This window comes from Rhodococcus sp. ARC_M5, from assembly GCF_022810405.1.
In the GTDB taxonomy this organism is placed as follows: domain Bacteria; phylum Actinomycetota; class Actinomycetes; order Mycobacteriales; family Mycobacteriaceae; genus Rhodococcoides; species Rhodococcoides navarretei.
Genome location: NZ_JALGQE010000001.1, coordinates 1 through 13,178, shown reverse-complemented (window position 1 = coordinate 13,178; position 13,178 = coordinate 1). Strand labels below are relative to the sequence as shown.

The window sequence follows — 13,178 nt, the reverse complement described above, 5'->3', positions numbered from 1 at the left end:
GCGGACGAGTCAGTTCAGTACAGTCGCGACGATGCCGGCGAGGTATCCGAGTCGGGCCACCTCCGACGGCCGGAATTCCGGACCTCCCGGTCTGCCCAGCATGAGCACGGTGCCGGTGGTGCCGAGGGGAGCAGCGGCGATCTTGGTGTCCATGTCGCGCCACACCTGGGGGACCCACTCTTCGTCGGCATCCAGGGCGGCGGGGGCTGTCAACGGGAACCACGGCAGTTCGGCGGCGTGGGTCTCGGGAGCTCCTGAGCTCCCCACGAGACGGAACGGGCCGTGCGCGTTGGTGGCGACGACTGTGCTCCACCCCACTCGCAGGACGCGGGGAGCGCCGTCGACGAGCACCTGCAGCCGGTCATCGGACGCCGCGGCGACGCGATCGATCAATTCCAGCTCGCGGTGTGTGTCGAGCACGCCGGTGTACGGCCGAATGGAATCGACCCGGACGTCGTCGAGGTTCTCGGCGGCCGTGATCAGCGTGTCGGGAAGCGAACCGGGCGCGACATCGACCACCAGATCGTCGACGGCATAGCCGTCGCCACGTTCGATGACGTCGAGCGAGAGAATGTCCGCCCCGACCGAACCGAGCGCGACGGCCAACGATCCGAGGCTGCCCGGACGGTCCGGTAGCTGGACGCGGAGCAGGTAGGACATGGCAGCTCCCTTGTCGACTTCTGGCGTACTTCGGCCACTGCGAAGGGAACACGGTGAACCCCGGCGCGAGCAATCCTTGCATCTTCGACCTGTCCGGTACCTCGCGCAACGCGAGCCGTGACAATTCTGACACCCGGAGCAGCCGCCAGGCGTGAGTGAAGCCTGCGTAGTGCTGCGCACTAGGCTGGACCGCGTTCGCGAACCTGAACGGTTCGCTCTGCACAAATACGGGGCCGCTTCGGCAGGCTCCGCTCCTACTGTGTGAAAGGGGTCTACGCGGTGCCAGACATCTCCCGCGACGAGGTCGCCCACCTCGCCCGGCTGTCGCGATTGGCTCTCGGCGATGCCGAACTCGACGAGTTCGCCGGCCAGCTGGATTCGATTCTTCATCACGTCAAGGCAGTGGCGGAGGTGGCGACGGACGACGTTCCGCCCACGGCCAACCCCAGCGACATCGTCAACGTGACGCGTCCCGACGTGATCGTTCCCGGCCTGACGCCGGAGCAATCGCTGTCCGGTGCACCGAACGCCGAAGAGGGCCGTTTCGCGGTGCCGCAGATTTTGGGAGAGAGCGAATGACCGACCTGACGAAGCTCGATGCGTCCGAGCTCGCTACCCGTATTCATGCTCGTGACGTCAGCGCGGTCGAGGTGACCCAGGCGCATCTGGACCGGATCTCCGAGGTCGACGGTGACTTGCACGCATTCCTGCATGTCGCGGGAGTCGAGGCACTCTCGGCGGCGACCGACGTCGATGCCGGGCTGTCTGCGGGACAGGCACCCGCGTCGGCCCTTGCCGGCGTGCCGCTCGCGCTCAAGGACGTGTTCACCACCACGGACATGCCGACGACGGCCGGATCGAAGATTCTCGACGGGTGGATGTCGCCGTACGACTCGACGTTGACCTCGAAGCTGCGGGCCGCGGGCATTCCGGTACTGGGCAAGACCAACATGGACGAGTTCGCGATGGGCTCGTCGACCGAGAACTCGGCGTACGGACCGACCAAGAACCCCTGGGACACCACGCGGATTCCCGGCGGCTCGGGCGGAGGCAGTGCAGCGGCGCTCGCCTCGTACCAGGCCCCTCTGGCCATCGGCACCGACACCGGCGGATCGATTCGTCAGCCGGCGGCCCTGACCGGCACCGTGGGAACCAAGCCGACCTACGGCAGCGTCTCGCGTTACGGACTGATCGCCTGTGCGTCCTCACTCGATCAGGGTGGCCCGTGTGGTCGAACCGTGCTCGATACCGCGTTGCTGCACGAGGTCATCGCCGGGTACGACGCGCGAGATTCCACGTCGGTGGACACGGCGGTTCGACCGGTCGTGCAAGCGGCCCGAGAAGGCGCTCGCGGTGACTTGGCGGGCGTTCGCGTCGGTGTCGTCAAGGAACTGCACTCGGACAAGTACCAGCCCGGTGTCATCTCGTCGTTCGACACCGCGGTGGCCACCCTCACCGAGCTCGGTGCCGAGGTGGTCGAGGTGTCGTGTCCCAACTTCGTGCATGCGTTGGCCGCCTACTACTTGATTCTTCCGTCGGAGGTGTCGTCCAACCTGGCTCGGTTCGACGGCATGCGGTACGGACTGCGCGCGGGTGACGACGGCAAGCACAGCGCCGAGCAGGTCATGGCCACCACGCGCGCGCAGGGGTTCGGACCGGAGGTCAAGCGCCGCATCATGATCGGAACGTACGCACTCTCGGCGGGCTACTACGACGCCTACTACGGTTCGGCCCTGAAGGTGCGCACGTTGATCGCACGCGACTTCGATGCCGCATACGAGAAGGTCGACGTGCTGGTGTCGCCGACGACCCCGACGACGGCGTTCCCGTTGGGCGACAAGGTCGACGATCCGATGGCGATGTATCTCAACGACCTGTGCACGCTGCCGACGAACCTCGCGGGCCACTGCGCGATGTCGGTGCCGTCGGGCCTCGCGTCCGAGGACGGGCTACCGGTGGGCCTTCAGATCATGGCCCCGGCGTTCGCAGACGAGCGGCTCTACCGTGTCGGTGCCGCGTACGAGACCGCTCGCGGCGCTCTGAGGTAGTTCGAGGTGCTGCATCGGTGGGCCGTCGATCTGGCTCATCTGCCCCTGCTGTCCGGTGCAGTGCCCGCGGTCGCGTTGACTGCAACCGCTGTCGTCACGGCTGTGCTGCTCGTCGCTGTCGTACTGCGGGTCAGGCGGGGCCGTGCACTGGGAACGGTGTTCGGCCCGCTGAGTGCACTCGGTCTCGTGGCGTCGCTTCTGGTCGCGGCGACGGTGTTCACCAATCTGACCGTCACTCGATACCCGACGGTGGCCGTGGCGCTGGGCCATCGACCGGCAGTCCAGACCGAGGGCATCGGCACGTTGATGGATGTGGACGTGCCCGGCACGGTGTCGCATTTCGCCGCGCGGCCCGCGACCGTCTACCTTCCGGCGTCGTACGACGCCGGAGCGAGCGACCTACCTGTGCTGGTGCTTCTCACCGGCCAACCCGGCCATGTCGTCGACTGGATCGAGGGTGGTCGTCTGGCCCAGACGATGGACGCCTTCGCTGCACGTCACGGCGGCGCGGCCCCGATCGTCGTGGTGGCCGACGGCCTGGGTGACACCGAGGCAAATCCGATGTGCATGGATTCGGACCTCGGAAATGCCGCTACGTACCTGTCCGTTGATGTGCCGCACTGGATTCGGTCGAATCTTCGGGTGTCCACCGATCCGCGAGCCTGGGCGGTGGGCGGGTACTCCTACGGGGGAACGTGTGCGTTGCAGCTGGCGGTGACTGCGCCCTCGGTGTATCCCACCTTTCTCGACATCTCAGGCGAGGACGAGCAACGCCGGGGCACGAGAAGCGAGTCCGTCGCAGCGGCATTCGGCGCGGACACCCCGGCGAACGAGGCGCGTTTCGAGCGCGCGACGCCGCTGGACGTTCTCTCGCGCATCAGCTTTCCCGATTCGGCCGGTGCTTTCGTAGTCGGTGCCAACGACGAGGAGTTCCGACCGCAAACCGAGCGGGCCTTCTCTGCAGCACAGGCTGCAGGTCTCGACGTGCACTACAGCGAGTTGCCCGGAGGGCACTCGATGCAGGTGTGGGCCCCGGCGCTGGAGCAGGAAATGGATTGGCTCGGTGGACGATTGGGGCTGCTCGACTGACGCCCGGACGTGTCGTCACCGACACCGTGGCATGCTCGTACCTTGGTCGGTTCCGTACCGATGGCCGTGACCAGGGTCGACGTCGAGTGCTGCTGCGAGATCTACGGACGTCTGGACGAAGCCGACGATCGGAAGCCACATCGGCGTCGGTGCGTCGGGTCGGGTGATCGACGTGTGCGGCGGTGACCACAGCAGCTCGGCGGACCAGCGAACGACGGGATCGGAGGAATTGGCCACTACCGTTGAGCCCTCCGCGTTCACGGCTCCGGCGGGTGGACCTGCCCAGACGGCACCGCAGACGCTGGGATCGCTGCGCTCGAGCGACACGTACGCGTCGCTTCCCGCCACCGCACCCAAACTCTGGCCGTAGACGATCACGTCGGGCGGTGTCGATTCCGACGCCGCTCGCGCAGCGACCGCACGAACCATTGCGTTCGCGGAGCGGCGCGCGTCGTCCTCGGCGAACAGGAACGTCGCCCAACTGGGCTTGTTCGAGTACTGCACCGCCACCGTGGCGACATCGCCGCCGAACCTGCTCTCGGCTCCGATGACAGCGTTCTCGTCCACCCACCCCGATCCGGTCGGTATCGCGACGACCACGACGCTGCGCTCGAAGGCACCGGCGCGATCCATGTCCGCGACGGCCAATGCGACCCGCCGATCGAGCGTGGGTGCCGAATCGAGCCCCACGTAGGTGCGTACTGTCTCGAGGTCGAGACCACCGGAGACGAACTTCCGGCCCTCTCTGCCGAGGGTGCGCCACGGGACGAGCGAATCCGGTGCCCCGGACCTCGTTGTCGAGCTCGGAGTGGTCACGGCATCGTCGAGCGCCGAATTAGAGGCAGAGAACGAGGTCGACATCGCAGACCAGACGGCTGGTGCGGCAACGAAGTACGCCATGAGACCGGCGATCGCAATCAGGATCACCGATCGATCACCGCCGAGTGCACCGCCGATTCTTGTGGCCGCACGGCCCAGTCCGCAGAGAAGCAGCGCAACACAGATCGCCCCTGCAGCGACGTCCAGTGCGTACCGCCACTCGACCGTGTCGAAATCCATGGCGGCTCGTAGTCGGTTCTGCCACCGAAGATTCGCGACCGACGACGCGATCGCCGTCAGTGTCCCGGCACCCGCCGCCCAGGCCCGCAGGCGCACCCGATCGGGCTTCCGTGAGCCGAGCGCGCGCCGGGCCGACCACATCACGGCGAGTGCACTCGCCATCAGGACACCGGTCAACACGGCTTGGGTGGCGGCCGGCCGTGGGAGCAGCGAAGGAGCGGACGACACCATCACCGCAGCGGTGAGTGCAACGGAGGTTCCGATTCGAGGAACTCGGCTGCCAGTCGACGGCCAAGATGCAGTGTCGACTGTCCGTGCACCGCTTCGCCTGCCGACTGCGGCGACTCCGGCAATCGAGCCGATCATGCGTGAACCGCCGGCTCGGGCATCAGTTCGGCCGACAGTGCGCGTCGGTGCACATACCGGCCGGTTGCGGTCACCGACAGCGCAATCAGCGCGATGCCTGCGCTGCCCGACACGAACGGCAACATGGGTTCGGCCATCGGTGCTCCGAAGGACTGTCGCCAGGAATTGACGTCGACGGCGGTTGACGCCACCGATGCGGCGGCGTCGCATACTCGACGGGATCCGTCGTCGGCCCGGTCCACGCAGGCGGCGTGCATGCGCGTCTCGAGCTGGGCGTCGACCGACCTGCGCCACTGCGGGTCCACTGTTGCTCCCGTGGCAGCGGCGTACCGAATGAGGTCGTAACCCAGATCGTGGGCCTTGCATGCGGAATCGAATTCCGACGGCAGGGGGACGGGCGACGAACAGCCTCCGCGCGGGTTCTCCGCGATGCCGTCCTGCACCCGAGGCCGGTACCCCATCACCGACGTGAAATCGTCGGGAATGCTCAGGACGGCGGTGTCCGGCGACTCGGTGATCAGTGCGTGCAGTGACACCGCAACCGGTGAAGTCGAGTCTGCAGCCGGCGGTGTCGATGCTGCGCCGGTCGTGGACGTGACCGCCACGATCGCTGCCGCCAGGAACGCGAAGTTACGAGAAGTGTTGCTGCTCATGGTGTTCGACGCTAAGGAGCGACGTACCCGTCGAACATCGGACCCAGGTCTCGTTCTGCAGCGCCCGTGGAGGGCGTTCGGAGCGCGACCCGGTACCTGGGTAGTGGACCGAACCGATACTCAGGTATGACGACCTGGTCGGCTCACACTCCTTAAGCTCGGTCCGTGCGTAAGAACAGAGCGACAGAACCCGGCACCGGAGTCGTGCGGCGTCGAGTGCCGACTCGCATTGCCGGCTTCCGCTCGATCGACGTACTGATCGTCACGGTCACGGCGGTGCTGTATTCGATCTCGTGGCCGACATTGCCGTTGACACATGATGTTTCGGGACCGTTGCTGCCGATCGTCGGCGCGCTCGCCGCGTTTCCGTTCGCGTTGATCCGCATCAATCCCGCACTGGGGTGGGCGGTCTCGGCGCTGTCCGCGCTGGTGATTCCGGTGGCATTCGATCGCGTTGCGGGCTACGACTATCCCTGGCAGGTAGTGCACATTCTCGTTCTGCTGTCGTTGTTGTTCGCCGTCGCTCTGAGGTCACCTGCGTCGCTGCTTCTCCTGGCCTGGTCGGCCAGCATGCTCGTGTTCTTCGCCTACATGCCGGGCTCGGACGGCGTCGGCTGGTCGGTGGGTCTGACCGCAGTCGTGGTGTTCGGACTGTTGATCCGCTGGCTCGTTCTCTCCCGCAGGCAGCTCGCGCAGCAAGAGGAAGTCAGTGAACTCGAGCGCACCCGACGCACCGTTCTCGAGGAGAAGGCCAAGATCGCCCGCGATCTGCACGACGTTGTTGCTCACCACATGTCGATGGTCGTCGTGCAGGCGCAGAGTGCGCCGTATCGGCTCGATGACGTATCTGTTGCCGCAGCACAGGAATTCGAGTCGATCGGAGCTACCGCACGGGAAGCGCTCAACGAGATCCGGGGAATGCTGGGGGTCCTGCGCAGCGACGGACAGCAGTGGCAGGATGCGCCGGCACCGAATGCACTGGACCTCGAACGTACCCTGGAGGCGAGTCGCAAGGCAGGTATGGAGGTGCGCTGGACGGTCACCGGTGCGGTCGAATCCATCGCCGACACAACGGGTTTGGCGCTGTATCGCATTCTGCAGGAGTCGTTGTCGAATGCTGCCCGCCACGCCCCCGAAGCCGCAGTGACCGTCGACATCACCGTCGGGCCGAGCACCGTCGTCATGACGGTGGTCAATGCGCCGTCACCGAACACGAGTGTCGGACGCACCGCCGGATCCGACACCGGTGGGCACGGGATAGCGGGCATGCGCGATCGTGCGCGCGCCGCACACGGCTGGCTGCATGCCACCGCGCTGCCCGACGGCGGGTTCGAGGTAGCGGTGCACGTTCCGAACGGCATGCCGATATCGACTGCATCGGTTGTTCGGAACGATCTCGCCTAGGCTGTTGCCCGTGGCTACCACGGTGTTCATCGCCGACGACCAGGCAATGGTGCGGCAGGGTTTCGGTGCGCTCCTCGGCGCTCAGGCCGACATTTCCGTCGTCGGAGACGCCGACAACGGCAGAACGGCGGTCCGGGAGGTCTCCCGGCTGTTGCCCGACGTGGTGCTGATGGACGTGAGAATGCCCGAGATGAACGGTCTCGATGCTGCTCGCGCGATTCTCACCGCATCGCTTCCGTCGCCGGTACGCATTCTGATGCTGACCACGTTCGACATCGATGACTACGTCTACGAGGCGCTGGCTCTCGGTGCGAGTGGTTTTCTGCTCAAGGATGCCCCGGCCGAGGAGTTGATTCGCGGTGTTCGGGTCGTTGCCGCCGGCGAGGCGTTGCTGGCCCCCTCGGTGACGAGACGGCTCATCGCCGACGTCACCTCCCGGCGGGGATCGCGGCGACACGCGTCGCCGCGGCTGAGCGATCTGACTCCGCGGGAACGCGAGGTTCTCGAACTCATCGCCACCGGTATGTCGAATTCGGAGATTGCGGCCTCGCTGTTTCTCGCCGAACAGACCGTGAAAACGCACGTCGGCAAGGTTCTCGCAAAGCTCGGATTGCGCGACCGCGCCCAGGCCGTCGTGCTTGCCTACGAGACCGGCGTCGTCACACCGAAGTGAGGGCCGAACGGTACCGACGCGCGCAGCATCCCACGCCCGATTAGGCTGACGTCCGTCACTGGGTCCGCTTCACGGACCTGCGAGCAGAGAGGCGACAACCGATGCGCATCGGAGTTCTGACCGGAGGCGGCGATTGCCCAGGGCTGAATGCGGTGATTCGCGCAGTCGTCCGCACCGCGGACGCTCGGTACGGCTCCTCTGTCGTCGGTTTCCAGGACGGATGGCGCGGGCTTCTCGAAGACCGTCGGGTGCAGCTGCGTAACGACGACCGCAACGATCGACTGCTCACCAAGGGCGGCACGATGCTCGGCACCGCGCGCACCAATCCGGATGTGTTGCGCGCCGGGCTCGATCGGGTCAAGCAGACACTCGAGGACAACGGCATCGATGTGTTGATCCCGATCGGCGGCGAAGGAACCCTCACTGCTGCCGCATGGTTGTCGGAGGAGGGGGTGCCGGTGGTCGGTGTGCCCAAGACGATCGACAACGACATCGACTGCACCGACGTCACATTCGGCTTCGACACGGCACTGACGATCGCCACCGATGCGATCGACCGCTTGCACAGCACCGCGGAATCCCATCAGCGCGTGATGCTCGTCGAGGTGATGGGTCGGCACGCCGGGTGGATCGCTCTGCACGCCGGCCTGGCGTCGGGTTCGCACATGACGCTGATCCCGGAGCAACCGTTCGACGTCGAAGAAGTCTGCACGTTGGTGCGCAAGCGCTTTCAGCGAGGAGACTCGCACTTCATCTGCGTCGTTGCCGAGGGGGCCAAGCCGCTCGAGGGCTCGATGGAGCTACTCGACGGCGGTATCGACGAGTTCGGGCACGTTCGATTCACCGGGGTTGCCCACCAGCTCGGCGTCGAGATCGAGCGCCGCATCAACAAGGAAGTTCGCACCACGGTCCTCGGCCACGTCCAGCGAGGTGGAACGCCGACGCCGTACGACCGCGTTCTCGCAACACGATTCGGCGTCAACGCGACCGATGCAGCCCATTCGGGGGACTTCGGCAAGATGGTCTCGCTGCGCGGAACCGAAATCGGCCTGGTGTCCTTGGCCGAGGCCACCAAGCAACTCAAGCGGGTACCGCAGACCCGATACGACGACGCCGCCGCGTTCTTCGGCTGAACCGGTGTCATCAGCGCGGTCGGGGCAGCGTCTGCTTCTCCGGGGAGTCACCCGTGCACGGTAGCGAACACGCATGATCACTGGCGCTTTCCTGCCGGAGTGGAGCCTGCGGGAACGACCGACAGTAGGTAGGACATAAACTTGCGTGCATGACTGCTGCAACCGTCGATTTGATCGATTACGACGATGTGCTCGCCAAGTTCGACCCCGTGTTGGGCATGGAGGTCCACGTGGAGTTGGGTACGGCGACCAAGATGTTCTGTGGCTGCCCCACCGAGTTCGGTGCGGAGCCGAACACGCAGGTGTGCCCCGTGTGCCTGAGCCTCCCCGGCGCGCTTCCGGTGGTCAATTCCGCCGCGGTGGAGTCGGCGATTCGGATCGGGCTGGCGCTCAACTGCTCGATCACTCCGTGGGGGCGGTTCGCTCGTAAGAACTACTTCTACCCGGATCAGCCGAAGAACTATCAGATCTCCCAGTACGACGAGCCGATTGCGACCGGGGGCTACCTCGACGTTCTGCTCGACGACGGCAGTACGTTCCGCGTCGAGATCGAACGGGCGCACATGGAGGAGGACACCGGTAAGTCGACGCACGTCGGTGGGGCGACTGGCCGCATCGAGGGGGCGTCGCATTCGCTGCTCGATTACAACCGTGCCGGTGTGCCGTTGGTGGAGATCGTGACCAAGACCATCACGGGAACCGGTGCGCGCGCGCCCGAGGTCGCCCGTGCATACGTCACCGCGTTGCGTGACCTGTTGAAGTCACTGAACGTGTCCGACGTGCGAATGGACCAGGGTTCGTTGCGTTGCGACGCCAACGTGTCGCTGATGGAGAAGACGGCAACCGAATTCGGCACGCGCACCGAGACGAAGAACGTCAACTCGCTCAAGAGCGTCGAGGTTGCCGTTCGGTACGAGATGCGGCGTCAGGCAGCGGTGCTCGAATCGGGCGGCGAGGTGACGCAGGAGACCCGGCACTTCCAGGAGTCCGACGGCACCACCACCGCGGGCCGCAAGAAGGAGACCGCCGAGGACTACCGCTACTTCCCCGAGCCCGACCTGGCACCTGTCGCTCCCGACGCGGCGTGGATCGAGGAGCTCCGGGCGACGTTGCCCGAGCTGCCGTGGTTGCGCCGCGGTCGGATTCAGAAGGAGTGGGGTGTCTCGGACGAGGAGATGCGCGACCTCGTCAATTCCGGTGCGCTCGAGCTCGTCTCGGCTACGGTCGAGGCCGGTGCGTCGGCGCAGGCCGCGCGGTCGTGGTGGGTGTCGTACCTGGCTCAGCAGGCCAACATCGCCGGTGTCGAGCTGACCGATCTGGCCATCACTCCGGCCCAGGTCGCCGAGGTGGCCGCGCTGGTTGCGGACGGCAAGCTCAACAACAACGGTGCTCGTCAGGTGGTGGACGGGGTACTGGCGGGAGAGGGTGAGCCGGCGCAGGTGATGTCTGCGCGAAACCTGGTGCTGGAGAAGGACGACACGAAATTGCAGGCCGCTGTCGACGAGGCCCTGGCCGCCAATCCCGGTGTTGTCGAGAAGATCCGCAGCGGCAAGGTTCAGGCAGCCGGTGCCATCGTCGGTGCGGTGATGAAGGCAACACGCGGCCAGGCCGATGCGGCTCGCGTCAAGGAGTTGGTCCTCGCGGCCTGCGGCCAGTCCTGACCTTCCATATCGACTGCGGCCGAACGTGATACGCGTTCGGCCGCAGTCGTGTCCGGGTCAGTCGAAGCCGCCTCCGCCGCCACCGGGGAACGGCACCTTGACGACGCGGTCATCGGTGGGTCCGGGTGTGGGTCCGGTCTTGTTGACGGTGCCCACCAGGATCTGTCCGTCGGCTGAGCTCGTCGCTCCGCCGAGCTGCCCGTACTCGTCCTGGATCAGCAATGTCGGTTCGGCCGATACCGCGCCGGTGTTGGGGTCCGTCGTCAGTGCCGCAACAGCTCTGGCTGTCGTGAGCGCAACCGCGACGCCGCCCTCGCCCGCTGCACAACCTGCGACACCTGGACGGTCGGGCCATGTCCATACCGGGGAGAACACCGCACCGAGTGTGTCGATGCGCTGCAGGCGATCCTCGAGTGCGGTGCGGTCGGTGACGTAGATGTTCCCGGTGCCGTCGGTGCAGACGTCGCCCGCCGTGCCGATACCGCTGAGTGCGATCTGCGGCCGCGGGGGACTCGGTGTCGGGGACAGCGAGGTCACCCGTAACAACTTGCCGGACAGGGAGTTCGGGCTTGCAGCCGCAGCCGGATCACCGTTGTCGCCGGTCAGTACCAGTAGTTCGTTGGGAGTGTAGAAGTCGATCGCCCCGCGATTGCCCGTTGCGCCGCGGGGAATACCGGTCAGGATGTCCTTCGGGACATCGCCCTGGGCGAGTCGGACCACCCTGGTGTCCGAGGACGTGGTGATGAGGGCGTAGAGCAACCCGTCCTCGATGTACGTCGGAGACAGTGCGATGTCGAGAAGGCCACCGTCGCCGGTGCCGTCCACGTCGATGCGTGCCACTTCGACGGGTGTCCGGTTTGCCGCGACCTCCATGATGCGACCGGTGCGACGCTCGGCAACCAGAGCCGCCTGACCGTCGGGGAGTGCGACGAGCCCGCCCGTGGTGTCCAGGCAGGTCGCGATGACCGCCGGATCGGGGTCGACACACGGACCGGATGGCGGGGGCGGTGAGTTGGGATCGGCCGGCGGCGTCGTCTCGCTGGGCGTCGTCGGCTCTAGCTCGGCCGCGCCCACCTCGGGCGCAGGAGTGAAGGGTGATGAATTCGAGTCGTCGAAACGGGCGCACCCGGCGAGCAGGGCAGCGGTCATCGACAGGGCGACGACAGCAGCGGTTGCAGTTCGTGGCGACGCTCCGACCGGCTTCATGCTTCGAACGGTACGGAACGTCCGGGAAGACTCGCCACGCGGCCGTGAGCGTCGACGTCGGTGTGGAGGGCACATCGGCTCTAGTGTGGAGAGGTGACCGATACACCGCGCGACCCCAACCGGCCGGATACGTCGTACGAACCGGCCGAGAGCCCGTACGACAATCCCACGGAGAAAATTCCTCCCTCGCGCTCCACCTCCGAGACGTCCGCGTCCGACAGCACCGATACCTCCGGTACACCGACCACGGCGTTCGGCGCTCAGCGCTCGGACCGGCTGCCTCGAACCGACGACGAACTCGACTTTCCGAACTCGTCGTCCGACGCACGCTCGGCCGATGCGCAGCCCACGGAGAAGATGCAGACCTATCGCCCGTCGGCCTTCGCCGACGCGCCGACCGAACGCCGGTCTGCCTCGGACAGTACGTCGTCGAATGCGTACTCCGATCGCTCCACCGAGTACCTCGGTACGTCCGCAGGTGGCGCAACTGCGGCCGCCGTCGCCCCCGAGCCCGAAATTCGCACCGAGACCGTCGAGGTTCCCGCGCGCCGCGGCACCACCGATCTGGGCCTGTTCGTACTTCGCGTGGCAATCGGTGCGGTCTTTCTCGGCCACGGCCTGCAGAAGCTCGTCGGCTTGTGGAACGGCCCCGGTCTCGACGGATTTCAGAACCTGCTGGAGGATTCGGGATTCCGCTATTCGGAGATCCTCGCGATCGCGGCCGCAGCAGGCGAAACCCTCGGCGGCGCGCTGCTGATTCTTGGCCTGGCAACTCCGCTTGCCGGCGCGGCTGTACTGGCGACGATCATCAACGCGTGGTGCTTCAAGCAGGCCGTCGAGCCAGGATTGCAGTTCTCCGGCACCGGCGGCGTCGAATACGAGACGGTTCTCGGATTCGCCGCAGCCGCGCTGATCCTCACCGGCCCGGGACGCATCTCGTTCGACGGACGTCGCGGATGGGCAACCCGACCGCGGATCGGCTCGTTCCTGGCGCTCGCTATCGGCATCGCAGCAGGCGTGTGCATCTGGATCTTCCTGAACGGGGCCAACCCCGTCGTCCGCTGACCTCGAACACCGGTACAACCCAGGTGAGCGGAAGTTCGTGACGGGTTCACGTGGTCGTCGCAACGAGCAGTCGTTTGTTGTACTCCTCGAGGGGAGTATCCCATCCCAGGGTTTTTCTGGGGCGGTTGTTCAGTAGCGCGGCGACCTCGTCGAGCCGTTCG

The 13,178-nt window shown here is 66.2% G+C and carries 12 protein-coding genes; 8 read left to right on the top strand and 4 right to left on the bottom strand.

All coding sequences use genetic code 11. From position 1 onward, the window contains the following. Positions 1-9: 9 nt before the first annotated feature. A complete protein-coding gene (locus MTX34_RS00065; RefSeq protein WP_243608037.1) occupies positions 10-660 on the bottom strand; it encodes an amino acid-binding protein in 651 nt (216 codons plus the stop codon). Positions 661-939: 279 nt separating this feature from the next. On the opposite strand from MTX34_RS00065, the gene gatC reads away from it, so the two are divergent. Genes gatC through MTX34_RS00050 form a run of 3 tightly spaced genes read left to right on the top strand, consistent with a single transcriptional unit; the run spans position 940 to position 3,797 of the window. Further along, on the top strand, positions 940-1,239 hold the full coding sequence (gatC, locus tag MTX34_RS00060; RefSeq protein WP_243593435.1) for an Asp-tRNA(Asn)/Glu-tRNA(Gln) amidotransferase subunit GatC: 300 nt from the start codon (positions 940-942) through the stop codon (positions 1,237-1,239). Further along, positions 1,236-2,708, top strand: a complete 1,473-nt coding sequence (gatA, locus tag MTX34_RS00055) for an Asp-tRNA(Asn)/Glu-tRNA(Gln) amidotransferase subunit GatA (protein ID WP_243608036.1) — start codon at positions 1,236-1,238, stop codon at positions 2,706-2,708. The genes gatC and gatA overlap by 4 nt, the downstream gene beginning before the upstream one ends. Positions 2,709-2,714: 6 nt before the next feature. Then, on the top strand, positions 2,715-3,797 hold the full coding sequence (locus tag MTX34_RS00050) for an esterase family protein (protein WP_243608035.1): 1,083 nt from the start codon (positions 2,715-2,717) through the stop codon (positions 3,795-3,797). Positions 3,798-3,812: 15 nt separating this feature from the next. Here the strand turns inward: MTX34_RS00050 and MTX34_RS00045 are convergent, their stop codons facing one another. Then, complete coding sequence (locus tag MTX34_RS00045) at positions 3,813-5,222, bottom strand: alpha/beta-hydrolase family protein (protein ID WP_243608034.1); 1,410 nt, start codon at positions 5,220-5,222, stop codon at positions 3,813-3,815. After that, a complete protein-coding gene (locus MTX34_RS00040) occupies positions 5,219-5,875 on the bottom strand; it encodes a hypothetical protein (protein WP_243608033.1) in 657 nt (218 codons plus the stop codon). The genes MTX34_RS00045 and MTX34_RS00040 overlap by 4 nt, the downstream gene beginning before the upstream one ends. 165 nt (positions 5,876-6,040) lie before the next feature. Between MTX34_RS00040 and MTX34_RS00035 the strand changes: the two genes are divergently transcribed. The 4 genes from MTX34_RS00035 to gatB all read left to right on the top strand — a co-directional run bounded on the left by MTX34_RS00035 (position 6,041) and on the right by gatB (position 10,746). Next, complete coding sequence (locus MTX34_RS00035) at positions 6,041-7,279, top strand: sensor histidine kinase (protein ID WP_374638791.1); 1,239 nt, start codon at positions 6,041-6,043, stop codon at positions 7,277-7,279. A gap of 10 nt (positions 7,280-7,289) precedes the next feature. Then, complete coding sequence (locus MTX34_RS00030) at positions 7,290-7,952, top strand: response regulator transcription factor (protein WP_243608032.1); 663 nt, start codon at positions 7,290-7,292, stop codon at positions 7,950-7,952. 101 nt (positions 7,953-8,053) lie between these two features. Further along, the gene (locus MTX34_RS00025) at positions 8,054-9,085 is read left to right on the top strand and encodes an ATP-dependent 6-phosphofructokinase (protein WP_243593429.1); all 1,032 of its coding nucleotides are present in this window, start codon (positions 8,054-8,056) and stop codon (positions 9,083-9,085) included. Positions 9,086-9,234: 149 nt separating this feature from the next. Further along, positions 9,235-10,746 (top strand): Asp-tRNA(Asn)/Glu-tRNA(Gln) amidotransferase subunit GatB, encoded by a 1,512-nt coding sequence (gene gatB / locus MTX34_RS00020; RefSeq protein WP_243608031.1) that lies wholly within the window; start codon positions 9,235-9,237, stop codon positions 10,744-10,746. Positions 10,747-10,803: 57 nt separating this feature from the next. Here gatB and MTX34_RS00015 read toward each other — a convergent pair whose 3' ends face one another. Beyond that, positions 10,804-11,952 (bottom strand): sorbosone dehydrogenase family protein, encoded by a 1,149-nt coding sequence (locus tag MTX34_RS00015; RefSeq protein WP_243608030.1) that lies wholly within the window; start codon positions 11,950-11,952, stop codon positions 10,804-10,806. Positions 11,953-12,045: 93 nt separating this feature from the next. Between MTX34_RS00015 and MTX34_RS00010 the strand changes: the two genes are divergently transcribed. Further along, positions 12,046-13,017, top strand: coding sequence for a DoxX family protein (locus MTX34_RS00010; RefSeq protein WP_243608029.1), 972 nt, complete (start codon positions 12,046-12,048; stop codon positions 13,015-13,017). Positions 13,018-13,178: the final 161 nt, after the last annotated feature.

Excerpts from the sequence above, each read along its gene's own strand:
- MTX34_RS00065 (WP_243608037.1), bottom strand. The coding sequence starts at position 660 with ATGTCCTACCTGCTCCGCGTCCAGCTACCGGACCGTCCGGGCAGCCTC.
- gatA (WP_243608036.1), top strand. The coding sequence starts at position 1,236 with ATGACCGACCTGACGAAGCTCGATGCGTCCGAGCTCGCTACCCGTATT.
- MTX34_RS00045 (WP_243608034.1), bottom strand. The coding sequence starts at position 5,222 with ATGATCGGCTCGATTGCCGGAGTCGCCGCAGTCGGCAGGCGAAGCGGT.
- MTX34_RS00040 (WP_243608033.1), bottom strand. The coding sequence starts at position 5,875 with ATGAGCAGCAACACTTCTCGTAACTTCGCGTTCCTGGCGGCAGCGATC.
- MTX34_RS00025 (WP_243593429.1), top strand. The coding sequence starts at position 8,054 with ATGCGCATCGGAGTTCTGACCGGAGGCGGCGATTGCCCAGGGCTGAAT.
- gatB (WP_243608031.1), top strand. The coding sequence starts at position 9,235 with ATGACTGCTGCAACCGTCGATTTGATCGATTACGACGATGTGCTCGCC.
- MTX34_RS00015 (WP_243608030.1), bottom strand. The coding sequence starts at position 11,952 with ATGAAGCCGGTCGGAGCGTCGCCACGAACTGCAACCGCTGCTGTCGTC.